The organism is Micromonospora sp. CNZ309 (assembly GCF_002846525.1).
In genome coordinates, this window is sequence record NZ_PJNG01000001.1 from 3,814,982 (window position 1) to 3,829,735 (window position 14,754).

Genomic DNA, 14,754 nt, shown 5'->3' on the forward strand with positions numbered 1-14,754 from the left:
AGCGGGCGGGAGAGCGGCGGATGGGACGGCGGGCGGACGAGACGGCGGGGAGGGTGCGGGAGGGCGAGGCGGCGCGGGAGGCGGAGACGGACAGTGCTGACGGACAGTGCCGCCCCCGGGCCCTAGGGCTCGGGGGCGGCACCGGTGTCGGTATGCAGGTCGCCTCTCGGCGAGTGGCACGACGCGGCTCCAGCCGGACGGTATTCCGCGAAGGCAATTAGGTGAGGCCCGGGGACACTGGACACACCGACACCTGACTCAACCGGCGACCCGCCGCCGGTGTTCCGGCCCCCGCCATGACCGCCGTCACAGCCCGGCGACTCCGCATCGGCCGGTCCTGGCGTGGGCGCCGTCGGCCTGGCGCGGGCACCGTCGGCGCGGACCCGTGGAAGGCGAGGCGGTGACGTTTGACCGGTTCGGACGCGGGTAGCTGACCGTCGTGACCGACGACGCACCCGTGACGGACGCGCCCGTGACCGAGGAGCCGGACACCCGGCGCCTCGACGACCTCCTTGAGGATCTCTACCACGGCCAGGAGCGGATCAGTCAGGCGGACATCTACCGTCGGGCCGTCGCCGCCGAACTTCCCGCGCAGCTTCTCACCCGCATGGCCGCCCTGCCCGAGGGCGAGTACGCCGTGGACGAGGTGGCCGACCTGCTCGGCGGTTCGGTCGCCTGACGCCCGGCGGCCCGGGACCGGCACGGCCCCGGCGGGCCGTGGCGATCCGTCGTGGGCGATACCGCCGCCCCACCCGTCCCCCGGGGCGGACGGCCTTCCGCACCGGAGGCCGACGAGCAGTGAGGAGAGCGAGATGTCCCACCACGAGGAAGAGCACGAGAAGTTGCCGGCGCTCGGTCAACCCCCCGGGGGCCGGGACACCCTGCCGGAACCGGACTTCGCCAACGAGCACGACCGTACGGCGGTCGACCGGGACATCATCACCGGGGCCGACGCCGACGAGCGCGAGCCGGAGACGTCCCGCGGCTGGGCCGGCGAGGACCACGGCACGACCCCGACCTGACGCGGCGCGACCACCAGGCGCAGACCGACCCGGCGCTCCGGCAGGGCCACGACAGCATGCCGGGCCGCCGGGCGGAGCCGAGACAACCGGGGGCGACGGCGCACGACAAGCACAGGCACCGACGAAGGGGACCGGCTAAAGCCGGCCCCCTTCGTCGTACGTCGTCAGTCCTCGTCGTGGTCGCCGCTCTCGGCTGCCTGCTGGGCCACCGCGTACGCCATCTGGAGGAAGTCCGAGGCGGCCACGGCGGTCAGCGCGGTCGCCACCAGGCGGGTCAGCCGGGGGGCGAGCACCAGCCCGCCGGTGAGCCCCGTGGCAACCCAGACCGCGAGGCAGAACGGGCAGCTCAGCAGCTCCCCGATCGCATGCCGGGTGGAGCTGCCCTGGTCACGGACCTGCTCCATCACCTCGCCGCTGCCGATCGGCTTGTCGTACCGGGTGAAGGGCGCCCGCAACGGGCTCGTCACCGCGTCCTTCGACAGCAGCCGGCTCAGCTTGTGGGTGGCGATGCTCAACAGCACCACGTCGGCCGGCGCGGGCCGGTCGGGCACCGGTCGGCCGGTCGCCCGGACCAGGCCGGCGATGCCGGCGGTCACCCCGGCGTAGGTGCCCATCGCCGCCAGGTAGCCGCCCAGCGGCCGGTGCTCGTGCGGCGCGTACGCCTGGCGCAGCCGCGCCACCTTCTCCTTCAGGGCGGTCACCCGGTCTCCTCTGCTCTTCTCGCTGGTGTGGGCCGGCTCAGCCGGCCTGCAGGTTGTCGGCCACCACGCGGGCGAGGCTGTCCAGCGCCTCGTCGGCCAGTCGCTCGGCGTCCGGCCCACCCGTGAGGTCGAGCCGCATCCGGGCGCCACCCGCCTGGGCGGGCTCCACCCTGATCTCCGCCGACCACTCCTCGGCGCCGCTCCACCGGGCGCGCAGTTCCTCGGCGCTGACCTCGTCGGCCGGGCTGCCGTCGGCGCGCAGTGCCTCGGGCAGCCACGCCGACGCCCGGGCGGGGTCGGTGGCGGTGTTGAAGACCACCTCCGGCGGCGCGGACATCCCGCGCTCGGCGGACGCCATCAGGCGTCCCGCAGCCGGCTCGGGTCGACCTCGCGGCCGGGGTGCCGGGCGAGGTACTCGGTCTCCAGCTCCGCCGTGCGGCGCAGGTGGTTGGCGAGGGCGGAGTCCGACGCGTGGCGCAGCGTGTCCAGGCGCGTACGGTGCAGGCTGTGCATCTCCCGGACCAGGTCATCGTCGGCCAGCTCGGCCGGGTCGACGCCGAGCAGCCCGCCGTCGGGTTCGTCCGCCTCGCCGGAGGCCCTGTCGTGGACGTGGTCGCCGTCCCACTCGGGCATCCGCTGCTCCGGGCTGCCGAAGTCGTCCTGCCGTACCGATCCCGTCATGATCGACCCCCTGCTCTGGTTTGGGCTCGCGTCTAGACGGATGCCCACACCCGGTGACACCAAACCAGAGCGCCCTACGACGCCGCGTCGGAGACCGCTGCCGCCCCCGGTACCCTCGATGCCATGAAACGGCTCTGGACCCCGGCGTGGATCGCACGCCACGTGGCCATGGTCGTGCTGGTCGCCGGCTTCCTGGCGCTGGGCTGGTGGCAGGTCAGCCGGGCCGCCGCCGGCAACGCGATCAGCTGGGGCTACGCGGTCGAGTGGCCGATCTTCGCGGGCTTCGTGGTCTTCGTCTGGTGGCGTGAGGTCCGGCACACGCTGCGGGGGCCCGCGGCGCCGGCCGACGCCCCCGGGGAGGCGCCGGCCGACGCCCCGCAGGCCGCCGCGACGCGCCCGGTCGTACGCCGGCCCGTCCGGGTCGCCCGCGTGTCCGCGGCTGCCGACGGCGGCGAGGACGGCGACCTGGCCGCCTACAACCACTACCTGCAATGGCTGAACGACAACCCGGGCGCCAAGCCCGGTGACTACCCCGGCTGAGGCCGGACGCGAAAGGACGGACGACGGTGGGCGCAGCCCTGACCCGGTACCGAGTCATCGCCTGGATCGTCGGCGTGGCGCTGATCCTGCTGGTCGTGATCGGCATGCCGATGAAGTACGCCTTCGACGAACCGATCCTGGTGGAGACCGTGGGCCAGGCGCACGGCTTCCTCTACATGCTCTACCTGGTGGCCGCCTTCGACCTGTCCCGCCGGGCCGGCTGGCCGCTGAAGCGGATGGTCCTGGTCATGCTGGCCGGCACGGTGCCCTTCGTCTCCTTCTTCGCCGAGCGCCGGGTCAGCTCCTGGGTGACGGCGGAAGAGTCCGCGCGTACGCCGCAGCCGGTCGCCGGCTGACACCGGTCACCGGTTGGGCCGCCACGGGTCGACCGAGGCGGGCGGGTCCTCCCAGCCGCCGTAGCGGTTGATCTCCCGGGCCCGGCGCAGGGCCCGGGAGACCTGGCCGAACTGCCGCTCGTCGTCGCTGCTGAACAGCAGCACCCGCTCGCCCCGGCGTCGCCCCCACAGCTCGTACGCGGGCGGTCGCCACCGGTCCCCCACCAGCGCGACCAGCACCGGCAGCAGGAACACCAGGCCCAGCACGAGGTACGCCCCCGCGGTGAGCCGTTGCAGCCCGCCGGTGAAGCCGAGCAGCAGGCCGACGCCGCCGATCATGGCGCCGGTGACGACGACGGCCCGCACCGCGACGCGGTCGTGCGGGCCCCGGCCGGTGTGCAGGTGGGTCAGCTCGGTGACCTGCCAGCTGTTGCGTCCGACGGTGAACCGGTCGACCGTGACGATGATCCCGGGTCGGGCGTAGAGGAGGGTGTTCTTCGCTGCGGTCACCGGCGGTGACTGCGGCTGTCGGGTGGCGCCTTGAGGGTTCACGGTTCTACCTCCCACGGCTGGTGCCGGGTCGGCTCCCGTCGACGGTCTCGCGTCGGTGCCGGTCGACGGGATTCCCGGCTGCGCGCTTCATTGTGTGGCGCACGTGCCAGCCCCGACGGCGATTTCGGCTCGCGTCCGGGGCGGGCGGCCCCGCCTCCCGTCGCTTCCGGCCACCGTGTCGGTCTTGTCGGTCATAACGGACCAGCGCCCGGCAGCATGCGTCGAGAACGACCAATGGCACACATCATCGCAAAATCGTCAATAGCCGCAGAGACCCGCGAGGAGCCGGGGAAAGTTGATCACTCTACGTGTCCCCGGTGATCAACAATTTCCGTCACTCCGCGAACATTCGACCCAGCTTCAACTGCGCATCACTCCCGCCCCGGGATAGGTTGTCCGGGCCGGCCCGGTCGATCGCCGTCCACCCGGACAGCACCGGCCCGGTGTCGTCGGGGGCCTCAGCAGCCCGCGTCGGCCGATGGGAGAGGAGCCTTCCGCTCTTGTCGTCCCTCAGGAACACGCTGCGCGCCCTGGCGGTCGCCGTGGTGTCGGCCACGCTGCTCGCACCGGCGGTACCCGCCCGGGCCGAACCGTCCCCCGCCGAGCTGACCCGGCGGATCGAGAACTCCTCCGCGAAGCTCGAACACGTCGTCGAGGCGTACAACAAGCTCCGCGAGGAGATCAAGGCCAACCAGGCCGCCGTGGCGCGGGTGCAGAGCCGCATCGGCCCGCTGGAGCAGGAGACCGAGCGGAGCCGGGCCGACGTCGGCGAGATGGCGGTAACCGCGTACAAGACCGGCAGCAACCTGACCACCGCGGACGCGCTGCTGCGTCCCGGCGGCGCCGACACCCTGCTGGACCGGCTCGGCATGCTCGACCAGCTCACCCGGCAGCGGCAGGCGAAGATCACGAACTTCACCGGCAACCAGCGCCGGCTGCTCGACGAGAAGACCCGGCTGGAGGTCACGCTGGGCCGGCAGGCGGCACAGGCCCGCGAGATGACCGCCGCGAAGAAGCGGATCGAACGCGACCTGGCCGAGCTCTACGAGCTGCGCCGGCAGGCGTACGGCCGGGCCACCGAGAAGCCGGCCGCCCGGCCCGACAGCGCGAAGCAGGCCCCGGCGGTCTCCGGCCGGGCCGGCGCCGCGGTGCGGTACGCGTACGGCGCGCTCGGCAAGCCGTACGTCTGGGGCGCCGACGGGCCGAACGGCTACGACTGCTCGGGGCTGACCTCGGCGGCCTGGCGGGCCGCCGGCAAGTCGCTGCCGCACAACACCCGGATGCAGTGGGGCGCGGTGACCCACATCAGCCGCAGCGAGCTGCGCCCGGGCGACCTCGTCTTCTACAGCGGGCTGGGGCACGTGGGCCTGTACGTCGGCGGCGGCCAGGTCATCGACGCGCCGAGCGCCGGTCGCAACGTGCTCAAACGGGGCATGAACCTGATGCCCATCCAGGGCTACGGCCGGGTCCGCTGACCTCGACCGAGTACGGCGAACGGCCGGCGTCCCCCTATCGGACGCCGGCCGTTCGCCGTTGTTCCTACCCTGCTCAGGCCGCCTGGAGCCCCTCGGCCCTGGCCAGCTCGCGGAGCCGGCCGAGCGCCTGGATCTCCAGCTGACGGATCCGCTCCCGGGAGAGCGAGAACCGCGAGGCCACCTCGGTCAGGGAGTGCTCCCGGCCGTCCTCGAGCCCGTAGCGGGCCCGCATGATGCCGGCCGAACGGTCGTCGAGGTGGTTGAGCAGGCCCTCGATCCGCTGCCGCTCCAGCCCGGTGAGGACGATCTCCTCCGGCGACGGCGCGTCGCTGTCGGCGACCAGGTCACCGAGGTTGGTGTCGCCGTCGTCGCCCACCGGGGTGTCCAGCGAGACGGTGTCCTGCGACCAGCGGACCAGTTCGTTGACCCGCTCGACGGTGACCCCGAGGGCCGTGGCGATCTGCTCCGGCTCCGGGTCGCTGCCCAGCTCGCGGGTGAGCTGGCGGGCCACGTTACGCATCCGGTTGACGTCCTCGACCAGGTGCACCGGCAGCCGCACGGTGCGCTCCTGCTGGGCGATCGCCCGGCTGATCGCCTGGCGGATCCACCAGGTCGCGTAGGTGGAGAACTTGTAGCCGCGCACGTAGTCGAACTTCTCGACCGCCCGCACGAGGCCGGTGTTGCCCTCCTGGATCAGGTCCAGCATGGGCATGCCCGAGCGGACGTAGCGGCGCGCGATCGACACGACCAGCCGCAGGTTGGCCCGGATGAACAGGTCCTTGGCCCGCTCGCCCTCGGCGACCAGGCGTTCCAGGTCGTCCCGGTCGACACCGGCGGGGACGCGGTCCGCACCGAGCAGGTGCTCGGCGTAGAGGCCGGCCTCGATAGCCTTGGAGAGGTCGACCTCCTTGGCGGCGTCCAGCAGTGGCGTCCGGGAGATCTCGTGAAGGTAGACGCCGACCAGGTCGCGCTCCTCGGCAACCTCGTCGGTTCGCATGCCGATGTTCTTGTCCACGTTGCCCACGGTCCCCTCGCTCGCGCCGGTTGCCCGGTTCCTTGCCATCCCCACGTCCATCAGCCCTCCCCGTAACTTCCGCTGTGCCCACCGGTGCTGACACCTACACAACAGTTGAGACGTGTCGGGGATTCCATGTCGTGAGTCGAAACTGTCACGAATGCCTGATAATCCGCTGAGAGCGCGGTCCATGTTTGCTGTCAGCACCCCATGCGGCGGCTCTCGCGGGCACTACACCAGGGGCGGCGGATCGACGTGTCGTCGTCTCCCGATCCATGGCAGCACCGCCCCGGCCGGAGACGCAGCGACCCGGGTCACCGTCGCGCTGCGATCCTGGTCACTGCCAGACACGCAGCGGTGGACGGCTCGGTTCATCCACGCCCGTGGTAATACCCCACCCCCCGGTGAACAATCCGCCGCGCCATCGCATGCCCCCGCGTGACGGGGATCGCAGGAAGGGGCCGGGCGGGCGGTGGGGCGGGATCAGGAGGCGAGCAGGGCCAGGGCGCCGCGGACCTGGTCGGCGGAGCGGGCCAGGGCGGCCCGCGCGGCGGACACCTCCACCCCGGAGACGAGCGAGACCAGCGCCACCTTCATGTCGCCGTCGGCCTCGACGAGGGCCCGCCGGCAGATCTCCTCCGAGCAGCCGGTGGCCTCGATCAGGATCGAGATCATCCGACCCCGCAGCTTGGCGTTGGTGGCGACCATGTCGATCATGAGGTTCGAGTAGACCCGGCCCAGTCGGACCATCACTGCCGTGGAGAACGTGTTCAGCACCAGCTTCTGCGCGGTGCCCGCCTTCATCCGGGTCGACCCGGTGACGACCTCCGGCCCGGTGTCCACCCCGATGAAGACGTCCACCGACCGGGCGGCCTCCGCCTCCGGGTTGGCGCAGAGCAGCACGGTCGAGGCCCCCTTGGCGCTCGCCGCGGCGAGCGCCCCCAGGACGTACGGTGTGCGTCCGCTGGCGGCGAGTCCGACCACCAGGTCCCCCGACCGTACGCAGTCGGCGGCCTCGGCCGCGCCGCCCCGGTCGTCGTCCTCGGCGTCCTCCACCGCCCGCCACATGGCCTCCGGCCCGCCGGCGATGTGCGCGCAGAACCAGTGCCGGGGCGAGTTGAAGGTGGGTGCGAGTTCGGCGGCGTCGAGCACGCCGAGCCGGCCGGAGGTGCCGGCGCCGAAGTAGTGCACCCGGTGCCCGCCGCGCAGGGCGGTCACCGCCAGGTCCACCGTCGCGGCGATCTCGTCGAGGACGGCGGCGACGGCGCCGGGCACCCGCCGGTCCGCCTCGTTGATCACCGTGAGCACATCGCGGGTCGACATGAGGTCGAGGTCCGCGCTGAGCGGGTTGCGCCGCTCGGTCGGCGCGCCGACCCGGATCACCGGCCGCGCCGTCATCGGAGCCGTCACCTCGTGGGGTTCCACCGCGCCCGCCGTCATGCCCGCCTCCGTCCCGGGCCGATCCGGTGTGACCGGACCGCCTCGGCTGTCGCTTCGAGGGCCTTCCTGGCCCGGGACCGGTTGCGCGCGGCCACCCCCACGAAGAGGCAGTCGACGACGGTGAGCTGGGCCAGCCGGCTCGCCATCGCACCGGAGCGGTAGGTCGTCTCGCGGGCGGCCGTGGTGAGCACGAAGTCGGCCACCTCGGTGATCGGCGACCGGGGGAAGTTGGTGAGCGCCACCGTGGACGCTCCCCGGGCCCGCGCCTGCTCCAGCACCTCGATCACGTCCGAGGTGGTGCCGGTGTGCGAGATGCCGACGGCGACGTCGCCGCGCCCGAGCAGCGCGGCCGACGTCAGCGCGGTGTGCACGTCGGGGAAGTAGAAGGCGGTGCGGCCGATGCGGTGCAGCTTCTGCTGGAAGTCCGAGGCGACGAACCCGCTGGCGCCCGCCCCGTAGACGTCGATCCGGCTGGCCCCCGCGATGGCGTCGACGACCTGCTCGCAGATCGCCGGGTCGAGCTGCTCGGCCGTCTCCTCGACGGCCCGCGCGTCGTTGAAGGCGATGGTCGCGATGATCTGGGCGAGGTCGGCGCCGGGCGGGATGTCGCCGCCGACGACCCGGGCGTCCGGCGGCTCGACCCGGCGGGCGGCCTCGGCGGCGAGCCGGATCCGCAGCTGCGGGTAGCCGTCCATGCCGACCGACCGGCAGAAGCGGATGACGGTCGCCTCGGATGTCTCCGCGGCGGTGGCGAGGTCGGTGATCGTCCGACGCGCGGCGTCGGCCGGGTCGGAGACCACCAGCCGGGCGACCCGCTGCTCGGCCGGCGACAACGAGGGGAGCAGGCCGCTGATGTGGACGATCAGCCCACCCGGCTCGTGACTCGCAGAAATCTTCGGACTCTTCGCCACGGATGAAACTTACTTTCACGAGGCGTGAGCGTCAACCATGACTGGGCGTATTGGGAAAAGTACCGCCCGCCCGGACGTGCCGTTTTGCCCGTCGGTGCCATTCCCACGAACGGTGGCCCCTCCCGGCGCGACCCACGCGAGGGCTGCGGGCCACCGATCCTCCCTCTCCTGGTGCAGACGATGCCACCTCACGGCCGCGCCCGATGCCCCGGGCACCCGACGGGACCCGTCGGGCAGCCGTCGCCCGCGCACCGCCCGCGACCGGCCCGGACGGCCGACCGCGTTCAGGCCGTCCCGCCGCGCCCGCGCCGGTTCAGACGGTCAGCCGGGCGATCGCGACCGGTTCCGCCCCCGGCGGGACGGGCACCACGGCGGGTCGACTCCCACGGCCGGCCGGCCAGCCGTCGCGCCCCTCGGCCGGCCGGTCGTCGCGGTCGTCGGCGGACGCCAGCCAACCGGCCATGTGGGCCTGGATCTGCCGGGAGACCTCCTCCGGCGGGCGCCCGGCGTCGACCACCACGAAGGTGGGGTACTCCGGCAGCGTCCGGTAGGCGGTGTCCGCGTCGGTCAGGTAGCGCATGCTCTCGTGGTCGGTGCCGCGCTGCTCGATCCGCCGGTACGCCTCGGCGGGATCGACGGTCAGCAGGAAGGTCACCTGCGGTCGCGGGAACATCCGGTAGCCGGCCCGGGCCAGCCGCTCCCAGCGCTGCCCCCCGTGCGCCCGGATGCTCGCGTACTGGCAGGCGGAGTAGCGGTCCATGACCGCGACCCGGCCGGTGGCCAGGCAAGTGAGCAGGGCGACAGCGATCGCCAGCCAGCGGAGCACGGACTCCACCGCCAGCATGCCGTTGCGCCCCACGAGCCGCTGGGCATCGGGGCGGCCGAGACGGTGCGCGAGGCGTCCCAGCCAGCGCCGCCCGCCGGCGTTGCGGTGGTAGGTGGCGGGGCAACCCGCCGCGGTCAGCGCGTCGGCGAGCCGGTGCGCCTGGGTGGTCTTGCCCGAGCCGTCGATGCCGATCAGGGCTACGGCGCGCAATCGGGCCCTGCCGCGCCGTGCCTCCGGTGATCTGGACACCCTGCACAGACTATCCGACCCGCGCTCGCGTACCCGGGAGTTTTGTGCTGTGTCCTCCCGGTTGACCCCCACCGCCCCGCCTGCCAGGTGTGGGCCGCGGGGATGCCGGGTACCGGTATTGGATCAGCCGCCCACCACCATCGACGGGAGACGCCAATGGCAGAGCGCGGGGACGAGAGCCTGGTGCACACGCTGAAGAAGGTCGCCGCCGTGCTCAAGCAGGAAGAGATTCCCTTCGCGCTCGGGGGCAGCTTCGCGGTGTACGCCCACGGCGGTCACTCCAGTGACCACGACGTCGACTTCCTGATCCGCGAGGTCGACGTGGAGCGCTCCCTGGAGGCGCTGGTCGGGGCGGGCTTCACCGCCGAACGGCCGCCCGAGGACTGGCTGGTCAAGGTCTTCGACGACGGCCGCATGGTGGACCTGATCCACCGGCCGATCGAGACCCCGGTGACCGAGGAGACGTTCGCCGACACGGTCGTACGACCCGTCGACGCGATCCACATGCCGGTGCTCTCGGCCACCCAGCTCATGGTGCACAAACTGCTGAGCTTCTCGCAGCACTACTGCGACTTCGCCCGGGGTCTGCCGCTGGCCCGTTCGCTGCGGGAGCAGATCGACTGGGAACGGGTACGCAAGGAGACGCAGCACTCACCGTACGCGGAGGCGTTCCTGGTGCTGTTGGACCGGCTGGAGGTGGTGCCGCACTCCGGCACCGGCGAGGGAGAGGGGACACCGTGACCGAGCACCGCGACGTCGCCACCGGACCGCCCGACGAGTACGTCGAGGCCGAGGTCCACCGCCTGCTCACCGAGGACCCGGACGTGGCCGAACAGGGAATCACCGTGGTCCGCCGGGAGCGCGGCCTGATGCTCTACGGCGAGGTCGAGAGCCCGCACCGTCGGGAGGAGATCCTGCGCCGGGTCGCCGAACGCTTCCCGGACGTGCCGATCACCAGCGACATCGGGGTGATCCGCGCGCAGGCGCCCACGGAGATCGAGCAACTGCCCTGAGGAGGTTCCATGGTGATCCGGATCGCCGCCGTGGGCGACGTGCATCTGGACGAGGACGTCGTCGGCCGGTTCCGGCCGGCACTGGACGAGCTGCCTGAGCACGCCGACGTGCTGTTGCTCGCCGGCGACCTGACGCGGCACGGCACCGAGGCGGAGGCCCGCTGCGTCGCCACCGAGTTCGGCGGGCTCGGCGTGCCGGTGGTGACGGTGCTCGGCAACCACGACCACCAGTGCGACCAGGTACCGCAGGTGGTCAAGGTGCTCGAGGACGCCGGGATCACCGTACTGGAGGGCGACGGCGTCGTGCTCGACTGCGCCGGCGGCCGGCTGGGCGTGGCCGGGGTGAAGGGGTTCGGTGGTGGGTTCGCCGGCCGCTGCGCCAGCGACTTCGGCGAACCGGAAATGAAGGCCTTCGTCCGGACCACCACCCAGAGCGCGGACGCCCTGTCCGCCGCGCTGCGGGGGCTGGACTGCGACGTGCTGGTGGCGCTGACCCACTATTCGCCGGTGCCGGACACGCTGGCCGGTGAGCCGCTGGAGATCTATCCGTTCCTGGGCTCTTACCAGCTCGGGCAGGCGATCGACTCGGCGCCGACCGCGCTGGCCCTGCACGGGCACGCGCACGCCGGCACCGAGCGGGGCACCACGCCCGGCGGGGTACGCGTCCGCAACGTCGCCCACCCCGTGATCAAGCAGGCGTACAGCGTCTTCCACCTGGGCGACCACCTCGATCAGGCACAGGTTTCCGGCGTCGGTAGCTCGGGTATTCAGCAAACATGGAGCTGATTCTCTGGATTCTCGCAGTCGTACTCGTGGTCGCCGGCATCCTCGCGCTGTTCCGGCGGCAGATCCTGTGGGGCGTCGTCCTCATCGTGGTCGGCCTGCTCGTCGGGCCGGGTGGTGTGAGCATCTTCAATTGACGAGGCGGCTACAGGCCGCCGTTCAGGACCCACCGGGGTCGTCGTGCCCGGAACTCCGTCCTCCCGACAGGAGCCTCCGGCCATGACGACCCCGGTGTCGTGCCGTCCGGAGGGTGACGGCGGGTTTACCGCCCTCACTTTGCGGAGATATCTCGGCCATGGAGACGTCTCGGAGCGCTGAACGGACCGGCGGCGCCCGGCAGTGGTGGGCACTGCTCGGCTTCGGGGCGGCGGTCTTCGTCGCCGCGGCGATCGGCGGGCTCGGCGTGCAGGGCACCTCGACCGAGTACGCGGGCCTCGAACAGCCCGCCTGGGCGCCGCCGTCCTGGCTCTTCGGGCCGGTCTGGAGCCTGCTCTACGCGATGATCGCGGTGGCCGGCTGGCTGGTCTGGCGGCGGGTCGGCTTCGGCCCGGCCCTCTGGGCGTGGATCGCCCAGTTGGTGCTCAACGCGATCTGGACCCCGCTCTTCTTCGGCGCCGGCCGCTACGGGCTGGCGTTCGTCGAGATCCTGCTGATGTGGGTGGCCATCGGCGTGACGGTCGCGCTCTTCCGCCGGGTGTCCCGCCCGGCGACGCTGCTGATGCTCCCCTACTGGGCCTGGGTCACCTTCGCCGCCGCGCTGAACTTCGCCATCTGGCGCCTGAACAGCTGAGCCGACCCGACGACGGCACGGGGCCCCGGCGTGCAGCCGGGGCCCCATCACCCGCTCAGCAGCGGGGCACGCCGGGGATGTAGCCGTCGTAGCCCGTGTAGACGTACGCGTCGGCGATGTAGCGGCCGGAGCCGATCCGGTCCCAGATGGTGCTGGTGCCGTAGGTGCCGGTGACGCTGGTGCCGCTGGTCTGGCAGTAGATGGTCACCCGCGCGCCGTCCGCGACGGTGCCCACCGCGGTGTAGCCGGTGCCCGGGCCGGAGCGGACGGTCAGCGCGGTGCCGTTGGTGTTGACCGTGCCGGAGCCGGTGCTGCTGGCGCAGCCGTTGTCGCTGGTGTAGGTCTTCGTGCCCCAGTAGTAGGCGAGCGCGCCGTTGAACCGCACCTTGATGTCGGCGCCGTTGAGCCGCTGCTCGTAGTGCAGGTGCGGGCCGGTGGAGCCGCCGGTGCTGCCGACCCAGCCGATCACCTTGCCGTAGCCGACGGTCTGCCCCACGGAGACGTTGAAGCCGGTGAGGTGGGCGTAGTAGGTGGTGTACCCGCCGCCGTGGTTGATCCGGACGTACTTTCCGTAACTGGTGCCGCCGAGGTCACGAACGATGTCCACCGTGCCCGAGGCGCTCGCCACCACCGGGTCGCCGAGGTCGTCGGTGCGGTTGAAGTCCACCGCGTACGCCGGGCTGTGGCCGGTGCGCGTCTGCCCGGACCAGGACTGCCCGCACGGGAACGGCACCTTGAACGTGGGGGCGGCCATCGCCGGGGCCGCCGGGACGACCAGCGCGCCCACCGCCAGCAGACCGGCCGCCAGCAGGCCCAACCACCGCTTGCCCATCCAACACCTCCTATGTCGAAATCCTTCGATCAGCTGCCTTCAGCGTGTCAGAAAATGACATCGATGGAAAGGGGTCGAATTCCCGTGTGGGAGCGCGCCCACCAGGGGGACTACGGGTTTCCGGATTGTTACTTCCTCGTGTCCGGTTAGGGGTGGACCAGGCCAGATGCAAGCGCTTACATGTGGTGACGCCCATCGGACCGGCGCGGGTTCGATCCCTGACGCGCCGGCAAGGAAGGAGAACGGCATGGCGTTTGCCAGATCACGCCAGGCTTTCGCGATCGCCGGCGTACTGGGGCTGGCGCTGAGCGCCACGGCCTGCGGCACCGGCGACGACAAGAAGAGCGACACCGCGGGCTCCGCGGAGTGCGCCGCATACGAGAAGTACGGCGACAACGACGGCAAGAAGGTCACGATCTACTCGTCGATCCGGGACATCGAGGCCGACCGCCTCGCGGAGTCCTGGAAGCAGTTCGAGGACTGCACCGGCATCGAGATCGACCACGAGGGCAGTGGCGAGTTCGAGGCGCAGCTCAACGTCCGGGTCGACGGCGGCAACGCCCCCGACCTGGCGTTCATCCCGCAGCCGGGCCTGCTCAAGCGCTTCGTCGACTCGGGCAAGCTCAAGCCGGTCGGCGCCGACACCAAGAAGATGGCCGAGGAGAACTACCCGGCCGACTGGCTGAAGTACAGCACCGTCAACGGCCAGTTCTACGGCGCCCCGCTCGGCTCCAACGTGAAGTCCTTCGTGTGGTACTCGCCGAAGACCTTCAAGGAGAAGGGCTGGACCGTCCCGACCAGCTGGGACGAGCTGATCAAGCTCAGCGACCAGATCGCGGGCACCGGCACCAAGCCGTGGTGCGTCGGCATCGAGTCGGGTGAGGCCACCGGTTGGCCGGCCACCGACTGGATCGAGGACCTGATGCTGCGGACGCAGACCCCCGAGGTCTACGACCAGTGGACGAGCCACGGCATCCCGTTCAACGACCCGAAGGTCGCCGAGGCCCTCGACAAGGCCGGCACCATCCTCAAGAACGAGAAGTACGTCAACGGCGGCTTCGGCGGCGTGAAGAGCATCGCCACCACCTCCTTCCAGGAGGCCGGCGTGCCGATCACCACGGGCAAGTGCGCGCTGCACCGCCAGGCGTCCTTCTACGCCAACCAGTGGCCGCAGGGCACCAAGGTGGCCGAGGACGGCGACGTCTTCGCCTTCTACTTCCCGGCGATCGACGCCAGCAAGGGCAAGCCGGTGCTGGGTGGCGGCGAGTTCGTCGCGGCCTTCAACGACCGCCCCGAGGTCCAGGCCGTGCAGACCTACCTCGCGTCCGGTGAGTACGCCAACAGCCGCGCCAAGATCGGCGACTGGGTGTCGGCCAACAACAAGCTCGACCTGGCCAACGTCGCCAACCCGATCGACAAGCTCTCCGTCCAGATCCTCCAGGACAAGTCCACCGTCTTCCGCTTCGACGGCTCGGACCTGATGCCGGCGGCCGTCGGCTCCGGGACGTTCTGGAAGGGCATGGTGCAGTGGATCAACGGCAAGGACACCAAGACGGTCCTCGACGGCATCGAGGGCAGCTGGAAGTGAT

Annotated in this window: 20 protein-coding genes; 11 read left to right on the plus strand and 9 right to left on the minus strand. The window is 71.7% G+C overall.

Annotation, left to right across the window (positions count from 1 at the left end):
* The first annotated feature begins 430 nt into the window (after positions 1–430).
* Together CLT72_RS15665 and CLT72_RS15670 are read left to right on the plus strand one after the other, a co-directional pair.
* Positions 431–679, plus strand: a complete 249-nt coding sequence (locus CLT72_RS15665; RefSeq protein ID WP_199184768.1) for a hypothetical protein — start codon at positions 431–433, stop codon at positions 677–679.
* Positions 680–812: 133 nt separating this feature from the next.
* Complete coding sequence (locus CLT72_RS15670) at positions 813–1,022, plus strand: hypothetical protein (RefSeq protein WP_088998736.1); 210 nt, start codon at positions 813–815, stop codon at positions 1,020–1,022.
* A gap of 164 nt (positions 1,023–1,186) precedes the next feature.
* Here the strand turns inward: CLT72_RS15670 and CLT72_RS15675 are convergent, their stop codons facing one another.
* From CLT72_RS15675 to CLT72_RS15685, 3 genes are read right to left on the minus strand one after another with little or no spacing between them, the layout of a single operon-like run.
* Entirely contained in the window at positions 1,187–1,723 is a 537-nt protein-coding gene (locus CLT72_RS15675; RefSeq protein ID WP_101412484.1) for a DUF1360 domain-containing protein, read from the minus strand.
* A gap of 37 nt (positions 1,724–1,760) precedes the next feature.
* Positions 1,761–2,081, minus strand: coding sequence for a hypothetical protein (locus CLT72_RS15680; RefSeq protein ID WP_101412485.1), 321 nt, complete (start codon positions 2,079–2,081; stop codon positions 1,761–1,763).
* Positions 2,081–2,407 (minus strand): DUF6158 family protein, encoded by a 327-nt coding sequence (locus CLT72_RS15685; protein ID WP_101415194.1) that lies wholly within the window; start codon positions 2,405–2,407, stop codon positions 2,081–2,083. Before CLT72_RS15685 ends, CLT72_RS15680 begins: the two co-directional genes overlap by 1 nt.
* Positions 2,408–2,527: 120 nt before the next feature.
* Between CLT72_RS15685 and CLT72_RS15690 the strand changes: the two genes are divergently transcribed.
* On the plus strand, positions 2,528–2,944 hold the full coding sequence (locus CLT72_RS15690) for a hypothetical protein (RefSeq protein ID WP_101412486.1): 417 nt from the start codon (positions 2,528–2,530) through the stop codon (positions 2,942–2,944).
* Positions 2,945–2,970: 26 nt separating this feature from the next.
* Positions 2,971–3,300 (plus strand): DUF3817 domain-containing protein, encoded by a 330-nt coding sequence (locus CLT72_RS15695; RefSeq protein ID WP_101412487.1) that lies wholly within the window; start codon positions 2,971–2,973, stop codon positions 3,298–3,300.
* 6 nt (positions 3,301–3,306) lie between these two features.
* Here CLT72_RS15695 and CLT72_RS15700 read toward each other — a convergent pair whose 3' ends face one another.
* Positions 3,307–3,789 carry a DUF6232 family protein gene (locus CLT72_RS15700; RefSeq protein ID WP_350823020.1) on the minus strand — a complete coding sequence of 161 codons (483 nt, stop codon included), beginning with the start codon at positions 3,787–3,789 and terminating at the stop codon, positions 3,307–3,309.
* 542 nt (positions 3,790–4,331) lie between these two features.
* Between CLT72_RS15700 and CLT72_RS15710 the strand changes: the two genes are divergently transcribed.
* Positions 4,332–5,306 carry a C40 family peptidase gene (locus tag CLT72_RS15710; protein WP_101412490.1) on the plus strand — a complete coding sequence of 325 codons (975 nt, stop codon included), beginning with the start codon at positions 4,332–4,334 and terminating at the stop codon, positions 5,304–5,306.
* Positions 5,307–5,379: 73 nt separating this feature from the next.
* Here the strand turns inward: CLT72_RS15710 and CLT72_RS15715 are convergent, their stop codons facing one another.
* The 4 genes from CLT72_RS15715 to CLT72_RS15730 all read right to left on the minus strand — a co-directional run bounded on the left by CLT72_RS15715 (position 5,380) and on the right by CLT72_RS15730 (position 9,747).
* Complete coding sequence (locus tag CLT72_RS15715; RefSeq protein WP_199184577.1) at positions 5,380–6,369, minus strand: sigma-70 family RNA polymerase sigma factor; 990 nt, start codon at positions 6,367–6,369, stop codon at positions 5,380–5,382.
* Between the two features lie 435 nt (positions 6,370–6,804).
* Positions 6,805–7,761, minus strand: coding sequence for an N-acetylmuramic acid 6-phosphate etherase (gene murQ, locus CLT72_RS15720; protein WP_101412492.1), 957 nt, complete (start codon positions 7,759–7,761; stop codon positions 6,805–6,807).
* Positions 7,758–8,672, minus strand: a complete 915-nt coding sequence (locus tag CLT72_RS15725; RefSeq protein ID WP_101412493.1) for a MurR/RpiR family transcriptional regulator — start codon at positions 8,670–8,672, stop codon at positions 7,758–7,760. Before CLT72_RS15725 ends, murQ begins: the two co-directional genes overlap by 4 nt.
* A 313-nt stretch (positions 8,673–8,985) precedes the next feature.
* On the minus strand, positions 8,986–9,747 hold the full coding sequence (locus tag CLT72_RS15730) for a dTMP kinase (protein WP_101412494.1): 762 nt from the start codon (positions 9,745–9,747) through the stop codon (positions 8,986–8,988).
* A 102-nt stretch (positions 9,748–9,849) separates the two neighbouring features.
* On the opposite strand from CLT72_RS15730, the gene CLT72_RS15735 reads away from it, so the two are divergent.
* The 5 genes from CLT72_RS15735 to CLT72_RS15750 all read left to right on the plus strand — a co-directional run bounded on the left by CLT72_RS15735 (position 9,850) and on the right by CLT72_RS15750 (position 12,333).
* Entirely contained in the window at positions 9,850–10,488 is a 639-nt protein-coding gene (locus tag CLT72_RS15735; RefSeq protein WP_101415195.1) for a nucleotidyltransferase family protein, read from the plus strand.
* Positions 10,485–10,760, plus strand: a complete 276-nt coding sequence (locus CLT72_RS15740; RefSeq protein ID WP_088998725.1) for a hypothetical protein — start codon at positions 10,485–10,487, stop codon at positions 10,758–10,760. Before CLT72_RS15735 ends, CLT72_RS15740 begins: the two co-directional genes overlap by 4 nt.
* Before the next feature lie 9 nt (positions 10,761–10,769).
* Positions 10,770–11,546, plus strand: coding sequence for a metallophosphoesterase family protein (locus CLT72_RS15745; protein WP_101412495.1), 777 nt, complete (start codon positions 10,770–10,772; stop codon positions 11,544–11,546).
* Entirely contained in the window at positions 11,537–11,680 is a 144-nt protein-coding gene (locus tag CLT72_RS32315; protein WP_165947907.1) for a GPGG-motif small membrane protein, read from the plus strand. Before CLT72_RS15745 ends, CLT72_RS32315 begins: the two co-directional genes overlap by 10 nt.
* A 158-nt stretch (positions 11,681–11,838) precedes the next feature.
* Positions 11,839–12,333 carry a TspO/MBR family protein gene (locus CLT72_RS15750; protein WP_101412496.1) on the plus strand — a complete coding sequence of 165 codons (495 nt, stop codon included), beginning with the start codon at positions 11,839–11,841 and terminating at the stop codon, positions 12,331–12,333.
* Between the two features lie 55 nt (positions 12,334–12,388).
* Here CLT72_RS15750 and CLT72_RS15755 read toward each other — a convergent pair whose 3' ends face one another.
* Positions 12,389–13,165: a peptidoglycan DD-metalloendopeptidase family protein gene (locus tag CLT72_RS15755; RefSeq protein WP_101412497.1), complete on the minus strand. Its 777-nt coding sequence runs from the start codon at positions 13,163–13,165 to the stop codon at positions 12,389–12,391.
* A 247-nt stretch (positions 13,166–13,412) separates the two neighbouring features.
* On the opposite strand from CLT72_RS15755, the gene CLT72_RS15760 reads away from it, so the two are divergent.
* Positions 13,413–14,753 (plus strand): ABC transporter substrate-binding protein, encoded by a 1,341-nt coding sequence (locus tag CLT72_RS15760; protein WP_101412498.1) that lies wholly within the window; start codon positions 13,413–13,415, stop codon positions 14,751–14,753.
* The last annotated feature ends 1 nt before the right edge of the window (position 14,754 follow it).

Coding starts and splice junctions, on each gene's coding strand:
- CLT72_RS15670 (WP_088998736.1), top strand. CDS start 813: ATGTCCCACCACGAGGAAGAGCACGAGAAGTTGCCGGCGCTCGGTCAA.
- CLT72_RS15680 (WP_101412485.1), bottom strand. CDS start 2,081: ATGGCGTCCGCCGAGCGCGGGATGTCCGCGCCGCCGGAGGTGGTCTTC.
- CLT72_RS15760 (WP_101412498.1), top strand. CDS start 13,413: ATGGCGTTTGCCAGATCACGCCAGGCTTTCGCGATCGCCGGCGTACTG.
- CLT72_RS15745 (WP_101412495.1), top strand. CDS start 10,770: ATGGTGATCCGGATCGCCGCCGTGGGCGACGTGCATCTGGACGAGGAC.
- CLT72_RS15755 (WP_101412497.1), bottom strand. CDS start 13,165: ATGGGCAAGCGGTGGTTGGGCCTGCTGGCGGCCGGTCTGCTGGCGGTG.
- CLT72_RS15750 (WP_101412496.1), top strand. CDS start 11,839: ATGGAGACGTCTCGGAGCGCTGAACGGACCGGCGGCGCCCGGCAGTGG.
- CLT72_RS32315 (WP_165947907.1), top strand. CDS start 11,537: ATGGAGCTGATTCTCTGGATTCTCGCAGTCGTACTCGTGGTCGCCGGC.
- CLT72_RS15735 (WP_101415195.1), top strand. CDS start 9,850: ATGCCGGGTACCGGTATTGGATCAGCCGCCCACCACCATCGACGGGAG.
- murQ (WP_101412492.1), bottom strand. CDS start 7,761: ATGACGGCGGGCGCGGTGGAACCCCACGAGGTGACGGCTCCGATGACG.
- CLT72_RS15715 (WP_199184577.1), bottom strand. CDS start 6,369: ATGGCAAGGAACCGGGCAACCGGCGCGAGCGAGGGGACCGTGGGCAAC.
- CLT72_RS15690 (WP_101412486.1), top strand. CDS start 2,528: ATGAAACGGCTCTGGACCCCGGCGTGGATCGCACGCCACGTGGCCATG.